We start from the raw sequence: 21,361 nt of genomic DNA on the forward strand, positions 1-21,361 counted from the left end.
GGGCCGGGGCGGACAGCAAGATCGAGGCGCTTTGTCCCGAAACGTCAAGGAGTTTCACAATGCGCTTGCGTGCAGCTGCTGTCGCGATCCTCACCGCCGGACTCGCCCTCGTGGGCACCGGGGTCGCTTCGGCTGCCGAATCCCCCACCTTCATCGTCGCTCCCGGTGCTGCCAACACCTTCTTCGCGTTCACCGGTGACGCGGTCGTCGCTTCCGGGGGCGGTGCTGTGTTCGCCTTCGATTCCGGCGCCTGAGCGAGGAACCGGACGACGAAGCCCCGCGCCTCAGGTGCGGGGCTTCGTCATCTGCTGACCGCGGTTCAGGCGAGCAGCTCGCGGGCGTCCGCCCACATGCGCTCGATGATCTCCCCCGCGGGTGCCGTGGTGGCGAGGGCCGCGCTCTGACCGGCCCAGTTGTTGGCGCGGTCGACCCGGGCACCGCCCCGGCGCCACTGGCCCACCAGTCGTCGCTGGTCGGGGTAGGGGGCGGGCAGGGGAGCTCCGTCGCCGGTCCACGCCTCCACGAACTGCGTCGGCACCGCGCGTCCGAGGCGGCCGGAGTAGGCGCGGGTGGGGATCGTCTGCTCCGGGGACAGCCCCTCCATGGCGGCGGACCAGGCCGGGTCGATGCCGGCCTCGGGGGAGCGCAGCAGCGCGGTTCCCACCTGGACCGCGCTCGCGCCGAGGGCCAGCGCGGCCGCCACGCCGCGGCCATCGGTGATGCCACCAGCGGCGATGATGGGAACCCGCAGCCGGTCGGCCAGGTAGGGGAGCAGGGAGAACAGGCCGACGTCGATCTGCTCGGCGGTCTGCGGGTCGAAGCTGCCCCGGTGCCCGCCGGCTTCCATGCCCTGGGCGACGACGGCATCCGCACCGGCTTCCTGGGCGGCCATCGCATCGGCGATGTTGGTCGCGCAGGCGAACCAAGCGATGCCCTCGCGGTGCAGCCGCTCGACGTAGTCGGGCTCGAACAGGCCCATGATCGACGAGATGACCGCAGGCCGGGCGGCCAGCATCGCCTCGCACTGCTCGGCGAAGACCGGCCCGGGCCCCGCGGGCTCGCCCGCTTCGCCGAACCGGTTCAGGAACTGCTCGGCCGCCCGCACCCGGTCCGGCGCGTCCACCGGCTCGTCCGGGATCCAGGTGTTGAGCTGGCACGGGCCGTTCGTCCCGGCGCGGAACTCCGCCATCCAGTCGGCGATGCGTTCCGGCTGGTCGAGCACCACGCCGTTCGCGCCGAGCCCACCGGCTTCGGCCACCGCGATCGCCAGCGCGGGCGGGCAGGCGCCGGCCATCGGTGCTTCCAGGATCGGCACCCGCAGGCCGAAGCGCGCGCAGAAGTCCTGAACCCGTTGCTGCACTTGCTGTCCCGCCACCACTGCTCTCCCAGCTGTCGATCCGAAGTCCGAGGTGCACGGAGGACGCTAGGCTGCACCTGCCATCGTGTCCAACGATGAGTGGCGAACGCTGCCATCGCCACAGGCGAACACTCGATCTCGGGAGAACGCGTGGAGCTGTCCGACCTGCGGATCTTCGTCGCGGTGGCGCGCACCGGCGGCATCACGCGCGCGGCCGCGGAACTGCACACCGTGCAGTCCAGCATCAGCGCCCGCATCGCGGGGCTGGAACGAGAGCTCGGGGCGACCCTCCTCCGGCGGCACGCCCGGGGCGTCGCCCTGACCTCGGCGGGGGAGCAGCTGCTCGACTACGCCCGGCGGATCACCTCGCTCGCGGACGAGGCCGCCCGCGTCGTCCGGGACGAGACGCCCAGCGGCCCGCTGCGGATCGGAGCGATGGATTCCACGGCCGGTTTCCGGCTCCCGCCCGTCCTCGAGTCCTACACCGCGGCCTGGCCGGACGTCGACCTGTCCGTGCTCACCGGCCCCACCGATTCGCTGGTGGTCATGGTCAAGGAGCACGCACTGGACGGAGCTCTCGTCGCGGGACCGGTGAACGACGCAGACCTGCACGAGGACGAGGTCTTCACCGAGGAGATGGCGGTCGTCACCGCAGTGCGCCACCGCGACCTCGACGACGCCCTGCGCAGCCCCAACGGCGCCCGGCTGCTCGTCTTCCGCGCGGGGTGCGCCTACCGGCGCGGTCTCGAAGCCGTTGCCAGGTCGCGCGGGGTGGAACCGAAGGTCCTCGACTCCGGCACCGTCGAAGGGATCCTCGGCTGCGTCGCCGCCGGACTCGGGATCACGATGATGCCCCGCGAGGTGGTCGAACGCTCCGAACTGCGCCCCCGGCTCCGCATGCACCGACCGGCGCCCGTCGACGCGAGATCCGCGACCGTGTTCGTGCGCCGCCGCGACGCGCACGTCACCACGGCGCTGGCGGAATTCCACCGCCACCTTCGCGAAACCGGCCGCGCAGCACCGGAACTGGTCGCGCTGAACGACTGACGTTCAGCGGACCTCGGTGCGCGCCGTGGAGCTGCGGACCACGAGTTCGCTGGGGAACTGCTCCTTCCGGGGCGGCAGCGAGCGGTCGTCGACGCGTTCCAGCAGGAGGTGCACGGCGGCGCGGGCCATCTCCGCGATGGGCTGGCGGACCGTGGTGATGTCGTAGGAATCCCACGACGCCATCGCGATGTCGTCGTAGCCGATCACCCACACGTCCTCGGGGACGCGCCGGCCCATCGACACCGCGCCGTCGACCGCGCCGAGCGCGGTCAGGTCGTTGGCGCAGAAGACCGCCGTGGGCGGGTCGTCCTGCGCGAGGAGCTCGCGCATCGCCGAGCGGGCGAGGTCGTGGGCGAACCCGCCCTGGCCGGTGAGCTCCGCGGCCAGCGGGTGGCCGAGTTCGGCCAGGCGGTCGCGGAATCCGCGTTCGCGGTGCCGGGCGGTGCTGGTCAGCTCGGGGCCCTGCAGGAAGCCGATCCGGGTGTGCCCGGTGGCGACCAGGTAGTCGGCCACCGCCCGGCCGCCGGTGAGGTTGTCGGTGGTGACCTGGTCGCAGTCCAGCGAGTCCAGTCCGCGGTGCAGCAGCACGATCGGCTCGCCCCGGTGGAGCGCGTCGGAGAGCTGGTCCGACCCCTCGGTGATGGTGGTGAAGATCAGCCCGTCGACCGTGCCCTCGTCCAGCGCTTGCAGGGCGCTCGATCCGCCGGGATCGGGTGCGTTCCAGAGCACCATGCGCTGACCGGCCGCCTCCAGCGCCTGGCCGACCGCTTCCAGCAGCTGCGGGTAGAAGGGGTTGGTGATGTCGGCGACCACGACGCCGACGGTCGAGGTGCGCCGGGTCCGCATGGTGCGCGCTGCGGCGTGGGGGCGGTAGCCGGCCTCCTGCATCGCGGCCAGGACGCGTTCCCGGGTCGCGGCGGCGACCTTGTCGCTGCCCTGCAGGACGCGGGACACCGTCATCTGCGAAACGCCGGCCAGCTGCGCTACGTCGCGGCTGGTGACCACCGAGCACCTCCGAGGTCTGTATCGAGGGAGTTGGCCCTGCTGGTTTACGTAAACATGGTATCGGCCTATGGTGCGATGTGTACGTAAACATCGGAAGGGATCACGGAACCCATGGTTGTCTCGCTCAAAGCCCCGGCCACCACCTCGGCGGGGACCACGACCTCCTCGCCCGACGTGCAGGAGAAGGTCGCGGCGATCGTCTCCGACATTCGCACCCGCGGTGACCAGGCGGTTCGCGAGTACTCGGAGAAGTTCGACAACTGGCAGCCCGAGTCGTTCCGGCTGTCGGCCGAGCAGATCGACGAGATCATCGCGCGCGTTCCGCAGCAGGTCATCGACGACATCGAGTTCGTCCAGCAGCAGGTGCGCAACTTCGCCGAGCGGCAGCTCGCGTCGATGCAGGAGTTCGAGGTGGAGACCCTGCCCGGCGTCCACCTGGGGCAGAAGCACATCCCGGTCTCCGCGGCCGGGGCGTACGTGCCGGGCGGGCGGTACCCGCTGCTGGCGTCGGCGCACATGACGATCCTGACCGCCAAGACCGCCGGGGTCCCGCGGGTGGTGGCCTGCACGCCGCCGATCCGCGGCGAGGTCCCGGACGCCACCGTGGCCGCCATGCACCTGGCCGGTGCCGACGAGATCTACCTGCTCGGCGGTGTGCAGGCGGTGGTGAGCATGGCGCTGGGCACCGAGACCATCGCGCCGGTGGACATGCTGGCCGGGCCCGGCAACGCCTTCGTCGCGGAGGCCAAGCGGCAGCTGTTCGGCGAGATCGGCATCGACCTGTTCGCCGGCCCCACCGAGGTCCTGATCGTGGCGGACGAGACCGCCGACCCGTTCGTGGTGGCGGTGGACCTGCTCAGCCAGGCCGAGCACGGCCCGGACTCGCCGGCGGTGCTGATCACCACCTCGGAAGAGCTCGGACGCTCGGTCCTCCAGCACGTCGACGAGCTGCTGCCGGAGATGCCCACCCGCGACAACGCCGAAGCGGCCTGGCGCGACCACGGCGAGGTGCACGTCGTCGAAAACCTCGGCGCCGCATACGAATTGGCCGACACCTACGCCAGCGAGCACGTCCAGATCCTCACCGCGCAGCCGCGCGAGGCGCTGGAGAAGATGCGCAACTACGGCGCGCTGTTCCTGGGCGAGGGCACCTGCGTGTCCTACGGCGACAAGGTCATCGGCACCAACCACGTGCTGCCCACCCGCGGTGCGGCCCGCTACACCGGTGGGCTCTGGGTCGGCAAGTACCTCAAGACCGTGACCTACCAGGAAGTCACCGACCCGGCCTCCAGCGCGCAGCTCGGCGAGGTGTGCGGCCGCGCGGCCCGCGTCGAGCTGTTCGAGGGCCACGCCCGCTCCGGCGACGTCCGGGCCGCGAAGTTCGGCGGCGCCGAATTGCCCTGGGCGCCCAACGCTTTCGCCCGGTCCTGACCAGCCACACCGAAAGGCGCACCGCGCATGTCCTCCAACGCAACGACGCGTGCCGGGGTCTCGTCGGCGTCGAGAACCTTGACGTCCAGCACCATCGGCAGCGTCATCGAGTGGTACGACTTCACCATCTACGGCACGGCTGCGGCGCTGATCTTCAACCAGCTGTTCTTCAGCAACATCAGCCCGGCAGCGGGCACGCTGGCCGCGTTCGGGACCTTCGCGGCCGGGTTCATCGCCCGTCCGCTCGGCGGTTTCGTGGCCGGTCACTACGGTGACCGGCTCGGCCGCAAGGCCACCCTCGTGATGACCCTGACGCTGATGGGCGGGGCGACGACGCTGATCGGTCTGCTGCCCACCTACCAGCAGATCGGCATCGCCTCACCGGCGCTCCTGGTGCTGCTGCGGCTGGTCCAGGGCTTCGCGGTCGGCGGCGAGTGGGGCGGCGCGGTGCTGATGGCCGTCGAGCACGCGCCCGACGGCAAGCGCGGCCGGTACGGCGCGTGGCCGCAAACCGGTGTGTCGGCGGGACTCCTGCTGGGCACCGGGGTGTTCAGCATCGTCTCGCTGCTGCCGGAACCCCAGCTGATCAGCTGGGGCTGGCGGATCCCGTTCCTGCTGAGCATCGTGCTGGCGCTGGTCGGGCTCTACATCCGGTTCCGCATCACCGAGTCCGCGTCCTTCGCGGAGGCGGTGGAATCCGGCGGGCCGTCGCGCCGTCCGCTGATCGAGGTGCTGCGCACCCACCCGAAGCAGATCCTGATCGCGATCGGGGTCCGCTTCGCGGAGGGCGGGAACTACTACGTGTTCACCGTCTTCATCCTCACCTACATCACCCAAGAACTCGACCTGCCGCGTCAGGCCGGGCTGACCGGGGTGATGCTGGCGGCGGCGCTGAACATCGTCGTGCTGCCGCTGTGGGGTGCGCTGTCGGACCGCGTCGGGCGGCGGCCGGTGTTCATCGGCGGTGCGGTGTTCATGGCCGCCTACGCCTGGCCGTTCTTCTGGCTGGTCGACACCCGGTCCCCGATGCTCATCGCGCTGGCCCTGGCCATCGCGCTCGCGGTCCCGCACGGTGCGGTGTTCGCGCCCATCGCGGCGTTCTACACCGAGCTGTTCGAGCCGCGCCTGCGCTACAGCGGGGTGTCCATCGGCTACCAGATCGGCAGCGTCCTGCTGGGCGGCTTCACCCCGCTGCTGGCGACGTCGCTGATCATGTGGTCCGGCGGGGCGTCGTGGAGCGTGGCGGCGCTGGTCGCCGCAGGAGCCCTCATCGCAGCGGCCTCGATGTTCGCGGCCCCGGAAACCTTCCGCCGCAGCCTCCACGCGCCGCGGAAGAACCCGGAGCAGCGCGTCGACGCATAACCGCAGTCCCCGGAGCCGCCTGCCGCACCGGCCCGGTGCTGCAGGCGGCTCCGGCGTGCGGGGCCCGCGATCGCGGGCTTGACTCGTCGACCTCCTCGGATAGGCTCGGTCGCTCAAGCAAGCGTTTGGTTTTTCACTCGCGCGGTCGGCCGGCGGGCCGGGACTGGGAGCGGTTGCATGACCAACGAGCAGGCAGGCGGCCGGGTCGCGGTGGTCACCGGCGCGAGCCGGGGCGCGGGCAAGGGGATCGCCCTGGCCCTGGGCGAAACCGGAGCGACGGTCTACGTCACGGGTCGGACCGCGCAAGAAGGCGATGCGGCGCTTCCGGGCACGGTGTTCGCCACCGCCGACGAGATCGACCGCAGGGGCGGTACCGGAATCCCGGTGGTCTGCGACCACCGCGACGACGCGCAGGTCGAGGCGCTGTTCGGGCGGGTGCGCGCCGAGCGCGGCAGGCTGGACGTGCTGGTCAACAACGCGTTCGTCGTCCCGGACCAGCTGGCGAACCCGGGACCGTTCTGGTCCAAACCGCTTGCGCTGCAGGAGATGTTCGACGTCGGGCTGCGATCCAGCTACGTGTCCGGCTACTTCGGCGCACCGCTGCTCGCCGGCACCGGTGGTGGTCTGCTGGTCAACACCTCGTCCTTCGGTGGCACCTGCTACATGCACGGCCCGGCCTACGGGTCGGTGAAGGCGGGTGCGGACAAGATGGCGCACGACATGGCCGTGGACCTCGAACCGTTCGACGTGGCCGCGGTGTCGATCTGGATGGGGCTGCTGCGCACTGAGCGCACCGAGGCTGCGTTGAACGCCGATCCCGAGCGCTACGGCGAACTGACCGCGATGGCCGAATCGCCGGAGTTCACCGGGCGGGTCATCGCCGCCCTCGCCGCGCACCCGGATCGGATGCGGTACTCGGGGAAGGTGCTGGTCGGCGCTGAGCTCGGTGCGGAACTCGGGGTGGTCGACGTGGACGGCAAGGCACCGGCGTCGCACCGGCAGTTCCTCGGTTCTCCGGTGGAGTTCAGCGAAGCCGTGGTGGAGTGAGGTGGGAGAGATGTCCGACGAGGTGGACGTGCGCGACCTCGCTCGCAGGGTGGCGCGCCTGGAAGCGATCCAGCAGATCGAACGCCTGAAGTACCGGTACTGGCGCGCCTGCGACAGCAAGGATCCCGATGCCTTCCGGGAGTGCTTCGTGCGCGAGGGCGCCGAGATCGACTACGGGCCGCTCGGCGGCTTCGAGGGCCGCGAGAAGCTCGTCGAGCTCTACAGCCACCTGGCCCTGCGCCGGGATGGCGACCGCTGGCTCTACAACGACATCCACCAGGGAGTCCACCCGGACATCGAGCTGGTCGACGCCGGCACCGCGGTCGGCAGCTGGACGTTCTGGTTCATGCGGGTCAACCTCGTCGACGGCGTCATCGAGCAGAACTCGCTGGAGTACCGGGACCGGTACGTGGTCGAGGACGGCGAGTGGAAGATCCAGCGCTCGCAGGTCATCCCGCTGACCGGCGTGACCTTCCCGATCCCGGAAGGCGCCGACGTCGCCCCCGGCCCCGAGGTGCCGGAGTAACCCGGCAGGCGCTCTCGGGCAGGTCGAGTCCGCCCATCGTTGCATGTTGCATGCTACTCGGCCTACGGTGTTCAGGTGCACACGGAGTACCTCGACCTCGGGCGTCCTGTTCGGGGTGGATCAGGTGAGGAGGCCGCGGAGGCGGTCGGCCACGCCGTGGTCGTGGAACTCCGAGCGCCGGCGGGACTCCTGGGCGATGAGGAGGGTGGCCGTGTTGACGATGTGGCGGCTCATGGCCTCGCCGATCGCCGCTTCGTCCCCGGCCATGAAGGCTTCGTAGATGTCGGCGTGGTCCTCGAAGCACTCGACGGGCGTGCGGGACGTCGGGACGGTTCCGACGCCGCTCTCCAGGACCATGTCGCGCTGTTCGCGCAGGACGCTGGTGGCCCGGTCGTTGCCGCTCAGCTCGAGCAGGACCGTGTGGAAGTCGCGGTCGGTTCGCAGCGTGAGCTCGGCGTCGCCCTCTGCCGCCACATCGCGGAAGCGCTCGTGCACCTCGGTGAGGCGGCGGCGGACGCCGGGCTCGTCCCGGGCGTGCCGGGTGGCGCGGCGGGCCAGGGGGACCTCGAGCATGAGGCGGACCTCGAACCCCTGGAGGAGGGTTTCGACCGACGTCGCGACGATGCGGATGCCGCGATTGCGCTCGATCTCGACGAGTCCGAGGCGGGCCAGTTCGTGCGATGCTTCGCGGATCGGGGTTCTCGACACGCCGAGCTGCTCGCCCAGGGCCGCGGCGCTGTAGAGCCGGCCGGGCTCGAGCTCGCCGCTCATGATCGCCGCCCGGAGCTGGTCGAGGACGCGGCCGGTCACGCTGCTGACGTCGAGAGCTTCCACACTGCCGATTCTGCCGGATGCGTCGGCGCAGCACGGTGACGCGCCCCGGACGACGAGAGGGAACGAATGGTTGAGACGCGCCGTGTCGCGGTCGTCGGCGGCGGCATCATCGGTGCCGCGGTCGTCCGCGAGTTGAACCGGCAACTCCCCGGTGCGCAGGTCGTGCTCTTCGAGAAGGAACGCGAGCTCGCGGCCCACCAGACCGGGCACAACTCGGGCGTCGTGCACGCGGGGCTCTACTACGAGCCCGGCGGGTTGAAAGCGCGGCTCTGCCGTCGCGGTGTGCAGTTGCTGCAGGACTACGTGGCCGAGCACGACATCCCCTACGAGCGCTGCGGGAAAGTGGTCGTCGCGCTCGACGAGGTGGAGCGCGGGCGCCTCGACGCGATCTACGACCGGGCGACGAAGAACGGCGTTCCCGGCGTTCGCCTCATCAGCGGCGCCGAACTGCGGGAGATCGAGCCGGAAGCGCGCGGTATCGCCGCGATCCATTCGCCGGACACCGCGATCATCGACTACGCGGCGGTCACGCGCTCACTCGTCGAGGACGCCAGGAGCGCTGGGGTGGACGTGCGCTTGGGCGTCGAGGTCCTCGGTGTCGATGAACCATCCGGCGGCGGCGTGCGCGTTCGCACCAGTCGGGGAGACGAGCGGTTCGACAACGTGATCGCGTGCGCGGGATTGCAGTCCGACCGGCTGGCGCAGCGTTCCGGGGCTGCCAAATCCCCCTCCATCGTGCCCTTCTTCGGGCAGTACCTGGTCCTCGAACCCCGCTTCCGGGACATCACGCGCGGACTCGTCTACCCCGTGCCCGACCCGAAGTACCCGTTCCTGGGCGTGCACCTCACGAAGCGGGTCGACGGTGCGATGACGGTCGGGCCGAACGCCTTCCTGTCCTTCTCGCGGGAGATCTACCGGGGGCTGGGCATCAACGTGCGCGATTCCCTCGCGATCGCCGCGGATCCCGGGTTCTGGCGATTCGCGTCCGAGAACCTGGCCGGGGCCCGGCGGGAGATCCTCGGAGTTCTCTCGGCCAAGAAGTTCATCAAGGACGCGGCGCGCTACGTCCCCGCCATCGAAGGTGCCCGGTTCGCGCGGATGCCGCGCGGTATTCGCGCGCAGGCCCTCGCCGGCGACGGCAAGCTCGTCGACGACTTCGTGATCCAGCACGTCGGTCCGGTCACGCACTTGCGCAACGCTCCGTCGCCCGGTGCGACGTCGTCGCTGGCCATCGCCGAGCACATCGTGGAGAACGTGATCGAACGCCACGACCTCGCCTCGCGCCGCACTCGATGATGCCGGGTCACGCCTCCGCGATGCGCCAGCGGCGGGGTGTTCGGCGTTCGATCCAGTCGATGGTGATCTCGCGCCTCGCGTAGCGCCACGTTCCGCCGCTCTCGCGGTAGGTGTCGGCGTAGGTGAGGTGCCAGATCAGGTCTTCCAACTCGCCCGCCGAGTTCCGGCGCAAGTGGTGGGCGATGCACGAGATCCGGCCGGTCGCGGTGTGCGGGTCCTCGGTCTCGTCGAACAGCTGGCCGACGATCTCGTGCTTGGTCATCGGATATCTCTCGACCACCTGCATCGCGACGGCGATGTCCGGTCCCTCGAGGAACGAGGTCGGGCCGAGCTCGTCCGGTGGTGCGGGAACGCCCAGCACCGCGTCGTCGGTGAACAGCGCGAGCGCTGATCCGGCCGACCGCTGGTCGACGTTGGCGGCGTAGCGGGCGACGAGGTCGGCCAGGGCCTGCCGGTCCGCGGTGGTGAGGCTCATCGTCTGTCGAGACCGAGTCGTTCGGCGCAGGCGGAGAGCTCGTCCTTGGCCTCCTCCAGGTCTGCGGTCGGTGTCGGTTGCAGGACGATCCGGTGGGCTCCGCGTTCCGCGAGGGACTCGGCCTTCTCGGGGGTGATGCGCGAAACCGCGTGGCCGAGGCTGAGTTCCAGCGCGTCGGGGTCCCGGCCGGCGGCCTCCGCCTCGCTGCGCATCACGTCCACCAGCTTCGCCAGCTCCTCGCCTGCCACGCCCAGCGGTTGGAGGCCGTCGCCGCGACGGCCGGCTCGGCGTGCGGCGGCGGCGCTGTGCCCGCCGATGTGGATCTCGATGTTCCCGCCGACCGGCTTGGGATAGCTCATCGCGCCGTCGAAGTCGAAGAACTCGCCGTGGTGGTCCACACCGTCGGGGGAGGAGTCGGCCCACAGCGCGCGCAGCACGTCGATCTGCTCGTCGGCCCGGCGTCCGCGGGTGGCGAAGTCGGCGCCGCACGCCTCGATCTCCTCCTTCATCCAGCCCATGCCGACGCAGAGCCGGAGCCGCCCACCGGAGAGGGCGTCGATGGTCGCCAACCGCTTCGCCAGCACCACGGGGTGGTGGTTGGGCAGGACGAGCACCCCGGTGGCGAGCTTCAGCCGCGTGGTGCGCGCAGCGAGGAAGCACAGCAGTTCCAGCGGATCCGGGATGTCCAGGTCATCGGCCAGCTCCATCTTCCCGGAGGAGGCGTACGGGTACGTGCTGGAGTACCTGCTGACCACCACCGCGTGCTCGACCGCGACGAGGGATTCGAAGCCGCAGGCCTCGAGGTGCTCCGCGTAGCCGCCGATCCATTCGGGGCGCGCGGTGACGCCTGCCGACACGGGAGCGATCACTGCGTACTTCATTCCCATGGTCACATGGTAGGAGAGGTCCGCCGGAAAGCAAACCTATCGTTTGCTTGGTGCTCTGTTCGGGCCAGTGCGCGGAGCCCTTGCTGCGCAACGGGATCCGCGCTTGCCTTCGAACGGCGCGGTGGTCCATGGTGGCTGCGAGCCGGTTGCACGTCCGATGCCCAGGACTGCGCAGCACCGTCCACTTCGGCCACAGATCGGGGAATGATGCTGTCCCTGCAGGAGATCTCGGACCGGTTGGAGATCCAGGACCTCATGGTCCGCTACTGCCACGCCGTCGACACGCGGCAGTGGGACCTCCTCGACGAGGTGTTCACCGAGGACGCGCTGATCGACTACACCGCCACGGGCGGAGCGCGCGGGAACCTGGCCGAGATCAAGGAGTTCCTGGCCGAAGTCCTCCCCGCCTTCCCGGCCTTCCAGCACCTGATCGCCAACCCGGCGATCAGCGTCGACGGCGACGCGGCGACCGGGCGCACGATGTGCCACAACCCGTTGGTGCTGCCGGACGGCGGGGTGCTGATATGCGGGTTCTGGTACGTCGACGCGTTCGTCCGGGTCGACGGGACCTGGCGGATCAAGGAGCGCGTCGAGGAGGCGTCCTACTCCTGCACCGTTCCGCCGCCTCCCACCTGATCACGACCCGGAGCGACTGTTCTCGTGCTGTGGGAATGGGCGTTGCTGGGGCTTTCCGCCCGGCGCTTGACTGTGGTCCGGTCAGCGCCGGGACCCGCGCGCTGACGTCCATCCAGTGCCGCTCTTCTGGCCGGTGAGAAGGGGAGTTCGCGATGACGCGGGCAGCTGAGAACAAGTACGTGCACATGGCCACGTCCTTCCCGGATCCGCCTGCGCAGGCGCCCGAAGTCCTGCGCGGGATCAAGGCCCAGCGCGGGGACGTCCTGCGCTGCAAGGGGCCCAAGCAGGAGACCATCCTGCGGATGCTCGAGAACAACATGGAGGTCGCCGAGCATCCCGAACGCCTCGTCGTCTACGGCGGCATCGGCAAGGCCGCGCGGAACTGGGAGTCCTACCACGCCATCGTCGAGGCGCTGAAGCAGCTCGAGAACGACGAGACGCTGGTCGTGCAGTCGGGCATGCCGGTCGCCGTGTTCCAGACGCACGAGCTCGCGCCGCGCGTGGTCATGGCCACCACCAACTTCGTCCGCCCCAGCTGGCAGCGCTTCTACCAGCTGGAGGACCAGAACCTCACGATCTTCGCCCAGTACACCGCCGCGCCCTGGGAGTACATCGGGACGCAGGGGGTCATCCAGGGCACCTTCGAAACGCTCCGGTCCGTCGCGGCCGTCCACCTGGACGGGTCCTGGGAGGGCAAGATCCTGCTGTGCGCCGGCATGGGAGGCATGGGCGGCAACCAGCCCCGTGCCATGACCATGCTCGGTGGTGTGGCGGTGTGCGCGGACGTCGACGAGCGCATCATCAACAACCGCATCCGGATCGGCTACTGCGACGTCCTCGCCGAGTCCATCCCGGAAGCGCTCGCGATGGCGCGCAAGGCCGCTGACGAGGGAAAGCCGCTCGGCATCGCCGTCGTGGCCAACGCGACAGAGCTGTTCGAGTACGCCCTGGAACACGACTTCCGCCCCGACGTGGTCACCGAGATGACCCCGGCCCACGACCCGGTGGCCTACGTGCCGGTCGGTTGTTCGGTGGCGGAGGCCGAGGAGTTCCGCAAGCGCGACCGCGACGCCTACTTCGAGCTCTCGCGCGACGCCATGGTCCGGCAGCTCAAGGCGATGAACCGGTTCTACGACCTCGGCGTGCCGACGTTCGAGTACGGCAACCAGATCCGCCGCCAGTGCGAGGAGCACGGCTTCGCCGATGCCATGAAGATCCCCGGTTTCGTCGCGGCCTACCTGCGGCCGCTGTTCCTGGAGGGCCGAGGCCCGTTCCGCTGGACCTGCACCTCGGGGGATCCCGCCGACCTCGCCCGGCTCGACGACCTGGCGGTGGAGCTGTTCGCCGACGACGAGCTGGTCACCCGCTGGATCGGCCTCGCCCGCCGGCACGTGCCGATCGAGGCCCTGCCCGCCCGGGTCTGCTACCTCGGTTTCGGGCAGCGCAAGAAGTTCGGCCTCGCGGTGAACGAGCTGATCAAGTCCGGTGAGATCGCCGGGCCGGTGGCGTTCTCCCGGGACAACCTGGACAGCGGTTCGATCATCAACCCGACCTTCGAGACCGAGAACATGCCCGACGGCTCGGACGTGATCTCCGACTGGCCCTACCTCAACGGCCTGCTCAACGCCTCGGCGATGTGCGACCTGATCGCCATCCAGGCCAACTACGCGATGGGCGATTCGGTGCACACCGGCGTCACCATGATCGCCGATGGCACCGACATCGCCGCGTTCCGGTTGAAGGCCGCCCTGACGGTGGACTCCGGCATCGGCGTCGTGCGCCACGCCCAGTCCGGTTACGACCGGGCGCGCGAGGTGGCCACCACCGTCGGGCCCGGCGAGGGCCTGTCGATCCCGCTGTGGTGGACCCCGAAGGCGACCTTCGGCCCGGACGACGAGGGCTGAGCGCCATGACCGAGCAGACCCAGGTGGTCGACCTGGTCATCACCGACGCTGCCGAGCTGCTCACCTGCGCCCCGGACGCGCCCGATCTCATCGGCCGCGTCCGGGGCGGGGGGCTCGCGGCCGACGGCGGGCGCATCGTCGCCGTCGGCGACGTCTCCGGTTACCGGGGGCGCCGGGTGATCGACGCCTCGGGCAAGGTCGTCCTGCCCGGTTTCGTCGACAGCCACACCCACGTGGTCTTCGGCGGGGACCGGGCCGCGGAGTACGCGGCGAAGGCGGCCGGGACATCCCCGCCCGCGGGCGCGACGGTGGGCATCACCGGGACGATGGCCGACACGCGGGCGCTGTCGGTGGCCGAGCTCGTCCAGCAAGCCCTGCCGCGGGTGCGGGAGATGGTGGCATCGGGCACGACCACGTTCGAGTCCAAGACCGGGTACGGGCTCAGCCGGGAGTCCGAACAGCGGTTGCTGGTGGCCAACGCGCTGCTGGCGGAGGCGGCGGATGCCCGGCTGGTGTCGACCTACCTGGGCGGTCACGCCATCGAGCCGGGTCGCGACCCCGAGGAGTGGACGGCGGAGATCATCGCGCAGCTGCCGGAGGTCGCCGGTTCGGCCGCGTTCAACGACGTGTACTGCGACGACGGGTACTTCACCCCGGCGCAGGCCGAGCGGATCCTGGAGGCCGGGCTGGCGCACGGCCTGGCGCCCAAGATCCACCTGGACGCCTACAGCCGCACCGGGTTCGCCGAGGTCGCCGCACGGCTCGGCGTCGTCAGCGCGGACCACCTGAACCACACTTCGGACGCGGAGCTGGAAGTGCTGGCCGAGGCCGGTGCGGTGGGCGTGTACATGCCCTGCCTGGACTACGCCGTCGCCCATCCGAAGCCGTTGGACCCCGCGCGCCTGCAACGGGCGGGGATGGAGATCGCGCTGGCCACCGACGTGTGCCCGGGGTGCTGGACGACCAGCATGCAGACGGCGATCGTGATGGCCTGCCGCACCGGCGGGATGAGCGTGGCGGCGGCGATCCGGGCGGCGACCCTGGGCGGAGCGCGCGCTCTGGGGCTGGGAGACCAGATCGGTTCGCTGACCGCGGGCAGGGAGGCGGACGTGCTGGTCCTGGACATCCCGAGCCACGAACACCTGGCGTACCGGCTATCAGGATCCACTGTGGACTCCGTGGTGCGAGCTGGAACCGTTGTCGGAGCGGAGGGTGCGAGATGAAGCGCTTCTTGGCGGAGTACGCGTGGCTGGGCGGGGACGCCCCGGAACGGGACGTGCTCATCGAGGTCGAGGGGGAGCGCATCACCAGCGCGACCCCGAACGTGTCCACATCGGACGGTTCCACCTGGCTGGCCGGGCTGACGCTCCCCGGCTTCGCCAACGGCCACTCGCACGTGTTCCACCGCGTGATCCGCGGGCAGGGCCAGCGCGACGTGGGCAGCTTCTGGGCCTGGCGGGACCTGATGTACCGGGTCGCCGGGGCACTGGACCCGGATTCGCTGTACGACCTCGCGCGGGCCACCTACGCGGAGATGACCCTGGCCGGGATCACCAGCGTCGGCGAGTTCTTCTACCTGCACCACGATCCGCGCGGCCGCCCCTACGCGGACCCGAACGCCATGGGGCACGCGGTGGTCCAGGCGGCGGTGGACGCGGGCCTGCGGATCACCCTGCTGGACACCTGCTACCTCCAGGGCGGCGTGGACGGCCAGGAGCTCGAAGGCGTGCAGCGCCGCTTCACCGACGGTTCCTGGCAGTCCTGGGCCGAACGCGTGTCGGCGCTGCCCACCACACCGAACTCCCGCCCCGGTGCGGCCATCCACAGCGTGCGTGCGGTCCCGCGCCAGGCGTTCGCCCCGATCGCCGAGTTCGCCCGTTCCCGGGGAATGCCGATCCACGCGCACGTTTCCGAGCAGCCGGCGGAGAACGAGGCGGCCCTGGCCCGGTTCGGCCTGACACCCACCGCACTGCTGGACGAAGCGGGTGTGCTCGGACCGGACATGACGTCCGTGCACGCCACCCACCTGACCGCGGCCGACATCGCCGCCTACGGCACCAGCGGGTCGACGATCTGCATGTGCAGCACGACCGAACGCGACCTGGGCGACGGCGTCGGCCCGGCCGGTCTGCTGCACGGAGCGGGTGCGCGGCTCAGCGTCGGCTCGGACGCGCACATGATGATCGACCTGCTGGAGGAGGCCCGGGCCATCGAGCTCGACCTCCGGGTCACCTCCGGCACCCGCGGCCACGTCGGCGTCCCCGACCTCGCGACCGCCCTGACCGCGGGCGGTGCGGCGTCGCTGGGCTGGAACGCAGGCCGGATCGAGGCGGGTCAACTGGCCGACCTCACCGTGGTGGACCTGACGACTCCGCGCACCGCCGGTGCGGCGGCCGGAGACGTCCTGGCGCACGTGCTCTTCGCCGCCCAAGCCGGGGACGTCCGAACGGTCCTGCGCGGCGGCGAGGTCGTCGTCGACGACTTCCGCAGCAAGAAGGTCGCAGAACCCGGCCGCGACCTGAACCGCACCATCAAAACCCTGCTCCGCTGACCCCCGGAGGAGGGGCGCCGAACCACGGATGACGCAAATTCAATGGAAACCGGAGGTCCAAAAGTCCTTTGTGGACAAGGATTCAAGTGGGAGGTTGCGTGACCGCGCGTGTGTTCACGCGGCGAACCACGCCGTGGTGCTCGGCTCGACGATGCCGTCCTCGGACGTGGCGGAGCTGGACAGCAGCTGCTCGCCGCCGTCGAACACGACCGTCTCATCGCCGAAGTTCGTGATCGATGTCCATCCGTTCGGTCGGCGGAAGGCGACGACGTGGGGTCCGAGGTCCAGCCATTCCAGCGATTCCTGGGTGCGCAGGCGGCTCCGGAGATCCAGTGCTCGCCGGTACAGATTGAGCGTGGAATCGGGGTCGTTGTCTTGGATCGTCACGGCGTAGCCGGCGAACCACGCGGGCTGGGGGAGATGCGCGCCGCCGGGGCCGAATCCGAAAGAGGAGCCGTCCGGGGTCCATGGCAGCGGGACACGGCATCCGTCGCGGCCGACTTCCACGCCCTTGTTGCGGTAGAAGGCCGGATCCTGACGGCATTCGTCCGGAATCTCGGCGACTTCCGGAAGCCCCAGCTCTTCGCCCTGGTACAGGTAGGCGCTTCCTGGGAGAGCGAGTGAGAGGAGTGTGGCGGCGCGGGCGCGGGCGAGACCGAGCGTGCGGTCCTCCACCGGGTCGGTGCCACCGGTGAGGAGCCATGCCTTTCCGTTGGTCCGGGTTCCCAGCCCGAAGCGAGTGGCGTGTCGTACCTTGTCGTGGCTGGAGAAGACCCAGGTGCTGGAGGCTCCGGAGCGTGCGGCGAGGTCTAGGTTGTCGGAGATGATGCGACGGAACTCCGTAGCATCCCAGCCGGCGCTGAGCAGATCGAAGTTGAATGCCTGCCCGAGCGACTCCGGGCTCGCATACCGGACGCGGCGGTGAGCGGGCACCCATGCTTCCGCGACGGCAGCACGGGGAGGGGCGTAGCTGTTGAACAAAGCGCGCCACTCGGCGTAGATCTCGTGTACCTCGTCGCGGTCGACGAGCGGATGGAACCCTTCTGAGTAGGCTCCAGGGCTGCGGAGCTCCTCCCAGGAGGGCAGTACCTCGGGGATCGCCTTCGTGAGGTAGTGGGCGACGTCCACCCGGAAGCCGTCGACGCCGCGGTCCGCCCAGAATGCCAGCGTCGTCAGGAAATCATCGCGAACTTCTCGGTTGGCCCAGTTCAGGTCGGGCTGCTCCTTGGCGAACGTGTGCAGGTACCACTGCCCGTCGGGTACGCGTGTCCATCCAGGACCGCCGAACTTCGATTGCCAGTCCGCAGGAGGGAGTTCCCCGTGCTCTCCCTTTCCGCCACGAAAGATGTAACGGTCGCGTGCCGGGGAACCGGGTCCGGCCGCCAGTGCCTCCTGGAACCAGGCGTGACGATCGGAGGTGTGGTTGGGAACGATATCCACGATGATCTTCAGCCCCGCGTCATGGAGAGCGGAGACAATGAGGTCAAAGTCGTCGAGTGATCCGATCCGCGGGTCGACATCGCGATATTCATCGACGTCGTAGCCGCCGTCTGACAGCGCGGAGGGGTAAAACGGACTGAGCCAGACTGCGTCGATCCCGAGGTCGCGCAGATAGGGGATCCGGGAGGTGATACCCGCGAGGTCACCGATGCCGTCGCCGTTGGCATCTGCGAAGCTGCGCGGGTAGATCTGATAGACCGCCGCGTTCCTCCACCAATCGGGGTCGTTCATCTTCTGGATGCGATCCGGTCCTGACAGGGGCTGAATGGGCACTGTGGTGTTCATTTCTGGTGAGTATTCCTTTTCATGGATTGCCTCGTGGGCGCAAGTTGCCTACTTGATGGCGCCGCGCATGACCCCGGAGAGCACCCATCGTTGTGCGATGACGTAAGCGATCAGCGTGGGAGCGAGGGCCATCAGATACGACGCGAAGGCCAGGTTGTAGTTGACGTTGAACTCCCCTTGGAACAGGAACTGCACGACGGGAAGCGTCTGCAGGTGGGGATCCGCGATGATCATCCGGGGGATGAGGTATCCGTTCCATGCACCGAGGAAAGTGAAGATCCCGACTGTTGCGATCATTGGGCCCAGAAGTGGGAAGACGATGTTCCAGAACACTCGCCAGGTGGATGCTCCGTCGATTCGTGCGGACTCTTCTAGCTCGAGGGGGATGGAACGGATGAACGCGATGAACAGGAGGGAGTTGAAGGCCAGGTCGCTGACGATGTAGAGCAGTGCAACTCCGAATGGGTTATCCAGCCCGAGAATTGCTGTCTGCTTCACCAGCGGCAGGATCACGACGGGAATCGGGATGAACAGGCCGGCAAGGATGTAGACGTAAAGGGTCTTGAACAGCAGGCGGTCCCAGTTACGCACCACTGCGTAGGCCAGCAGGGCACTGGCGACGATACCGCCTGCCACGGCGATGGCGGTGATGACAGCGGTGGAGATCATCGCCTGGCCGAAGTTGACTGTCTTCCAGGCGACGGCGAAGTTGTCCCACTGGATGGGAGCCGGCCATTCCAGGCCGCTTCCCGTCGCTGCTTGTTCCGGCGTCTTAAGCGCCATTGCGATGGTGAGGTAGAGGGGTATCAAGACTGAGAGGGAGAGGACCGCGAGCAGGGCGGTGAGCCTCCAACCGCCCTTGCGCCGCGACCTCGGTTTTTGGGACCCCGGTCGAGGTACGGACATGATTGCCTGCGTGCTGCTGGTGGCGGTCATCAGATGCTCATTCCTCTGCGAGGGAGCCGTAGCTGAAGAAGGGAGATCACGACAGTGATCACGAAGAAGATCACAGCGTTGGACATCTGGTAGGCGTAGTCGCCGGCGTTCATGCCGGTGAAGATGCGCATGGCGACGGACTGGGTCGCTTCTCCTGGGCCGCCATTGGTCAGGGCGACGATGATGTCGTATGAGCTGAGGTAGCCCTTGAACCCGAGGATGGTATTGATCAGCAGATATCCGGAGATCAGGGGAAGCGTGACGCTCCGGAAGGTCCGCCAGCGGCCCGCGCCGTCCAGGCGCGCCGCCTCGTAGAGGTCCTCGGGCACGGCTTGAAGCCCGGCGATGTAGATGATCATCGCCCCGGGAATGGTCTGCCATGCGGTCACGCCAACGACAGCCAGCCACGCCCAGTTGGGGTCAGCAAGCACGCTGGTCGTCACGTTCCATCCCAGGGTGGTGAACAACGCGGGCGCGGTCTTCGAGAGCAGGAAGTTGAACACGTACGCGATGACGATCGCGGAGAGGACGAGCGGGACGAAGAACACTGTGCGCAGCAGGGTGCGGAATCGAATGCGCGCATTGAGACCGAGGGCGAGGGCCAAAGCGATCACGTTAACGAGGAGCACGGTCACGATCGCGAAACCAAAGGTGAACCGATAGCCGCGCAGCACGGCGGGATCGTCGAAGATCCCCAGGTAGTTCCGCAGTCCAACGAACTTCCAGGACCCGTAACCCGCGTAGTCGGTGAAGCTGAAGAACATCGCCACAACCGCAGGGACGACCATGAACGCGGTGAACAGCGCAGCTGCGGGGATGGCCATGAACAAATAGGCGCGGTCGATCCGGCGCCCACTCTGCTTGCGAGGAGTCGAGAGGCGGGTCTGGGCAGTGGTCATGGTTACTGCTCCCCGAGGAAAGTTGTACGTGCGGCCACACGGGCCCACTGCTCGTCGATGGCTCGAAGGAACGTCTTACCGTCGCCCCCAAGGGCAAAGGACTGCACGTAGGCCCGCACCGGCACCGACACCGGTAGGTACGTCAGCGTTCCCTGGTAGAACTTGCCGGACTCGATATATGAGGTGAGCCCCTCGATGCGAGGATCGGCCTGCGAAGGTGCGTTCTTAAGCGTGGAGTACGCAGCATTGTCACGGTTGTACTTGTTGATGATGTCCGGCTGAAACAAGAACTCCACGAACTGGCGAGCCTCCTCCGGATGCCGCGCACCTTCCGGAATGGAGATCGCCATGTCGACGCTCACCCGCACCTTCGTGTCGGCAGGATCGTTCGTCACCGGCAGCGGGAAGGAACCAAGGTTCACCTCGGAATTGATGGAATGGATGGCCGACAGCGCCCACGGGCCCTGCAGATACATCGCCGCTTTGCCTTTGGCCATGGCTGCGTTCCCGTTCGAATACGTCTGGGACGAAGCATTTGGCTGAGTCACCGTACGCAGGTACTCCATCGCGGGCAGCGCCTTCGTAAAAGCATGGCTGAATGTCACGTTCCCGTTCGGGGCGAACTTCGACCCAACCTTGTTCAAGGACGCGAAGAACGAGGCGACATCAGTCGTTCCTCCCACCGCGTAGTCGAGCATCCCCTGACCGATCGTCCAAGGCGTCTGATACGTGCCGTAGATCGGCGTCACGCCGTTCTCCTGGAACTTCTCGCACGCCGCCCTGAACTCATCCCAGGTGGTTGGGACGGCGACCCCGTACTTCTTGAACAGGTCCTTGTTGTAGATCACGCCCGCCGCGGTCACCGAGAAAGGGAGGGCGACGGTCGCGTTGGGGTCGTAGGAACCCCACTCATCAACGAGCTTCTGGTACTTCGGCTCGACCGCCTTCGCAGCATCCAGCCCGGACAGATCAGAGAACACCCCCCGTTGCGCCAGACTTGCGGACGCTTCTGCCCAACCTCGGGTCGTCACATCCGGTGGCGAGTCCCTCACCAGCGAGGGCACGAATCCCGCCTCACCCAGAACAAGATCGACCTTGATCCCGGGATGACTCCGCTCGAACTTGTCGATGACATCCCTCATGTAGTCGACGATCTCGAGCTTGTTGATGACCATCTGAATCGTCACTGGCTCGGCCGCAGTGCTGGGGGCGGCGCAGCCCGAGAAAAGCAATCCAGACAGCAGCAGTGCCGACGCGCCGAGGCACTGACGTCGGGACAAGTGCACGGCGCCTGGCATGAGAGCTCCTTTGCTCAGATTAATATGGAGTGTATATATACAGGTCATAGTAAAGTCGGGGGTGCGCTACTGTGTCAAGGCCGAG

20 protein-coding genes are annotated in these 21,361 nt (G+C 68.6%); 11 read left to right on the forward strand and 9 right to left on the reverse strand.

The features are described from left to right. The first annotated feature begins 59 nt into the window (after positions 1–59). Complete coding sequence (locus tag ABTZ89_RS01730; protein WP_270953233.1) at positions 60–254, forward strand: hypothetical protein; 195 nt, start codon at positions 60–62, stop codon at positions 252–254. Positions 255–319: 65 nt separating this feature from the next. Here ABTZ89_RS01730 and ABTZ89_RS01735 read toward each other — a convergent pair whose 3' ends face one another. Continuing rightward, complete coding sequence (locus tag ABTZ89_RS01735) at positions 320–1,375, reverse strand: NAD(P)H-dependent flavin oxidoreductase (protein ID WP_270953232.1); 1,056 nt, start codon at positions 1,373–1,375, stop codon at positions 320–322. 132 nt (positions 1,376–1,507) lie between these two features. Between ABTZ89_RS01735 and ABTZ89_RS01740 the strand changes: the two genes are divergently transcribed. Further along, entirely contained in the window at positions 1,508–2,404 is an 897-nt protein-coding gene (locus tag ABTZ89_RS01740; RefSeq protein ID WP_351038924.1) for a LysR substrate-binding domain-containing protein, read from the forward strand. 3 nt (positions 2,405–2,407) lie between these two features. Here ABTZ89_RS01740 and ABTZ89_RS01745 read toward each other — a convergent pair whose 3' ends face one another. Next, entirely contained in the window at positions 2,408–3,409 is a 1,002-nt protein-coding gene (locus ABTZ89_RS01745) for a LacI family DNA-binding transcriptional regulator (protein WP_351038926.1), read from the reverse strand. Between the two features lie 111 nt (positions 3,410–3,520). Here ABTZ89_RS01745 and hisD point away from each other — a divergent pair, with 111 nt between their 5' ends. The 4 genes from hisD to ABTZ89_RS01765 all read left to right on the forward strand — a co-directional run bounded on the left by hisD (position 3,521) and on the right by ABTZ89_RS01765 (position 7,775). Beyond that, positions 3,521–4,840 carry a histidinol dehydrogenase gene (hisD, locus tag ABTZ89_RS01750; protein WP_270953228.1) on the forward strand — a complete coding sequence of 440 codons (1,320 nt, stop codon included), beginning with the start codon at positions 3,521–3,523 and terminating at the stop codon, positions 4,838–4,840. 27 nt (positions 4,841–4,867) lie between these two features. Further along, on the forward strand, positions 4,868–6,202 hold the full coding sequence (locus tag ABTZ89_RS01755) for an MFS transporter (RefSeq protein ID WP_351038928.1): 1,335 nt from the start codon (positions 4,868–4,870) through the stop codon (positions 6,200–6,202). 177 nt (positions 6,203–6,379) lie between these two features. Beyond that, positions 6,380–7,249: an SDR family NAD(P)-dependent oxidoreductase gene (locus ABTZ89_RS01760; protein ID WP_351038930.1), complete on the forward strand. Its 870-nt coding sequence runs from the start codon at positions 6,380–6,382 to the stop codon at positions 7,247–7,249. Between the two features lie 10 nt (positions 7,250–7,259). Then, positions 7,260–7,775 (forward strand): nuclear transport factor 2 family protein, encoded by a 516-nt coding sequence (locus tag ABTZ89_RS01765; RefSeq protein ID WP_270953736.1) that lies wholly within the window; start codon positions 7,260–7,262, stop codon positions 7,773–7,775. Between the two features lie 120 nt (positions 7,776–7,895). Here the strand turns inward: ABTZ89_RS01765 and ABTZ89_RS01770 are convergent, their stop codons facing one another. Continuing rightward, positions 7,896–8,609, reverse strand: a complete 714-nt coding sequence (locus ABTZ89_RS01770; protein WP_270953735.1) for a GntR family transcriptional regulator — start codon at positions 8,607–8,609, stop codon at positions 7,896–7,898. Between the two features lie 66 nt (positions 8,610–8,675). Here ABTZ89_RS01770 and lhgD point away from each other — a divergent pair, with 66 nt between their 5' ends. Further along, the gene (gene lhgD / locus ABTZ89_RS01775) at positions 8,676–9,905 is read left to right on the forward strand and encodes an L-2-hydroxyglutarate dehydrogenase (RefSeq protein WP_270953734.1); all 1,230 of its coding nucleotides are present in this window, start codon (positions 8,676–8,678) and stop codon (positions 9,903–9,905) included. A gap of 7 nt (positions 9,906–9,912) precedes the next feature. Here lhgD and ABTZ89_RS01780 read toward each other — a convergent pair whose 3' ends face one another. Further along, positions 9,913–10,380 (reverse strand): nuclear transport factor 2 family protein, encoded by a 468-nt coding sequence (locus ABTZ89_RS01780; protein WP_351038933.1) that lies wholly within the window; start codon positions 10,378–10,380, stop codon positions 9,913–9,915. Continuing rightward, entirely contained in the window at positions 10,377–11,267 is an 891-nt protein-coding gene (locus tag ABTZ89_RS01785) for an LLM class F420-dependent oxidoreductase (protein ID WP_351038935.1), read from the reverse strand. The genes ABTZ89_RS01780 and ABTZ89_RS01785 overlap by 4 nt, the downstream gene beginning before the upstream one ends. Before the next feature lie 204 nt (positions 11,268–11,471). Between ABTZ89_RS01785 and ABTZ89_RS01790 the strand changes: the two genes are divergently transcribed. From ABTZ89_RS01790 to ABTZ89_RS01805, 4 genes are all read left to right on the forward strand, one after another. Next, complete coding sequence (locus ABTZ89_RS01790; protein ID WP_351038937.1) at positions 11,472–11,903, forward strand: nuclear transport factor 2 family protein; 432 nt, start codon at positions 11,472–11,474, stop codon at positions 11,901–11,903. 152 nt (positions 11,904–12,055) lie between these two features. Further along, positions 12,056–13,807: a urocanate hydratase gene (gene hutU, locus ABTZ89_RS01795; protein WP_270953730.1), complete on the forward strand. Its 1,752-nt coding sequence runs from the start codon at positions 12,056–12,058 to the stop codon at positions 13,805–13,807. A 5-nt stretch (positions 13,808–13,812) separates the two neighbouring features. Continuing rightward, positions 13,813–15,030, forward strand: a complete 1,218-nt coding sequence (hutI, locus tag ABTZ89_RS01800) for an imidazolonepropionase (protein WP_351038939.1) — start codon at positions 13,813–13,815, stop codon at positions 15,028–15,030. Continuing rightward, positions 15,027–16,358: a formimidoylglutamate deiminase gene (locus ABTZ89_RS01805; protein ID WP_351038941.1), complete on the forward strand. Its 1,332-nt coding sequence runs from the start codon at positions 15,027–15,029 to the stop codon at positions 16,356–16,358. The genes hutI and ABTZ89_RS01805 overlap by 4 nt, the downstream gene beginning before the upstream one ends. Positions 16,359–16,472: 114 nt before the next feature. Here the strand turns inward: ABTZ89_RS01805 and ABTZ89_RS01810 are convergent, their stop codons facing one another. From ABTZ89_RS01810 to ABTZ89_RS01825, 4 genes are all read right to left on the reverse strand, one after another. Further along, positions 16,473–18,089, reverse strand: a complete 1,617-nt coding sequence (locus tag ABTZ89_RS01810; RefSeq protein WP_351038943.1) for a glycoside hydrolase family 13 protein — start codon at positions 18,087–18,089, stop codon at positions 16,473–16,475. 102 nt (positions 18,090–18,191) lie between these two features. Next, a complete protein-coding gene (locus ABTZ89_RS01815; protein WP_351038945.1) occupies positions 18,192–19,079 on the reverse strand; it encodes a carbohydrate ABC transporter permease in 888 nt (295 codons plus the stop codon). Beyond that, positions 19,079–19,978, reverse strand: coding sequence for a carbohydrate ABC transporter permease (locus ABTZ89_RS01820; RefSeq protein ID WP_351038947.1), 900 nt, complete (start codon positions 19,976–19,978; stop codon positions 19,079–19,081). Before ABTZ89_RS01820 ends, ABTZ89_RS01815 begins: the two co-directional genes overlap by 1 nt. 2 nt (positions 19,979–19,980) lie before the next feature. Further along, positions 19,981–21,276 (reverse strand): ABC transporter substrate-binding protein, encoded by a 1,296-nt coding sequence (locus ABTZ89_RS01825; RefSeq protein ID WP_351038949.1) that lies wholly within the window; start codon positions 21,274–21,276, stop codon positions 19,981–19,983. Positions 21,277–21,361 lie beyond the last annotated feature (85 nt).

The organism is Saccharopolyspora sp. NPDC002686, assembly GCF_040295745.1.
Classification (GTDB): Bacteria; Actinomycetota; Actinomycetes; order Mycobacteriales; family Pseudonocardiaceae; genus Saccharopolyspora; species Saccharopolyspora oryzae.

Excerpts from the sequence above, each read along its gene's own strand:
- ABTZ89_RS01790 (WP_351038937.1), top strand. The coding sequence starts at position 11,472 with ATGATGCTGTCCCTGCAGGAGATCTCGGACCGGTTGGAGATCCAGGAC.
- ABTZ89_RS01820 (WP_351038947.1), bottom strand. The coding sequence starts at position 19,978 with ATGACCACTGCCCAGACCCGCCTCTCGACTCCTCGCAAGCAGAGTGGG.
- ABTZ89_RS01730 (WP_270953233.1), top strand. The coding sequence starts at position 60 with ATGCGCTTGCGTGCAGCTGCTGTCGCGATCCTCACCGCCGGACTCGCC.
- hutU (WP_270953730.1), top strand. The coding sequence starts at position 12,056 with ATGACGCGGGCAGCTGAGAACAAGTACGTGCACATGGCCACGTCCTTC.
- ABTZ89_RS01765 (WP_270953736.1), top strand. The coding sequence starts at position 7,260 with ATGTCCGACGAGGTGGACGTGCGCGACCTCGCTCGCAGGGTGGCGCGC.
- ABTZ89_RS01815 (WP_351038945.1), bottom strand. The coding sequence starts at position 19,079 with ATGACCGCCACCAGCAGCACGCAGGCAATCATGTCCGTACCTCGACCG.
- ABTZ89_RS01785 (WP_351038935.1), bottom strand. The coding sequence starts at position 11,267 with ATGGGAATGAAGTACGCAGTGATCGCTCCCGTGTCGGCAGGCGTCACC.
- hisD (WP_270953228.1), top strand. The coding sequence starts at position 3,521 with ATGGTTGTCTCGCTCAAAGCCCCGGCCACCACCTCGGCGGGGACCACG.
- ABTZ89_RS01810 (WP_351038943.1), bottom strand. The coding sequence starts at position 18,089 with ATGAACGACCCCGATTGGTGGAGGAACGCGGCGGTCTATCAGATCTAC.
- ABTZ89_RS01805 (WP_351038941.1), top strand. The coding sequence starts at position 15,027 with ATGAAGCGCTTCTTGGCGGAGTACGCGTGGCTGGGCGGGGACGCCCCG.
- ABTZ89_RS01780 (WP_351038933.1), bottom strand. The coding sequence starts at position 10,380 with ATGAGCCTCACCACCGCGGACCGGCAGGCCCTGGCCGACCTCGTCGCC.
- ABTZ89_RS01755 (WP_351038928.1), top strand. The coding sequence starts at position 4,868 with ATGTCCTCCAACGCAACGACGCGTGCCGGGGTCTCGTCGGCGTCGAGA.
- hutI (WP_351038939.1), top strand. The coding sequence starts at position 13,813 with ATGACCGAGCAGACCCAGGTGGTCGACCTGGTCATCACCGACGCTGCC.
- ABTZ89_RS01760 (WP_351038930.1), top strand. The coding sequence starts at position 6,380 with ATGACCAACGAGCAGGCAGGCGGCCGGGTCGCGGTGGTCACCGGCGCG.
- ABTZ89_RS01825 (WP_351038949.1), bottom strand. The coding sequence starts at position 21,276 with ATGCCAGGCGCCGTGCACTTGTCCCGACGTCAGTGCCTCGGCGCGTCG.
- lhgD (WP_270953734.1), top strand. The coding sequence starts at position 8,676 with ATGGTTGAGACGCGCCGTGTCGCGGTCGTCGGCGGCGGCATCATCGGT.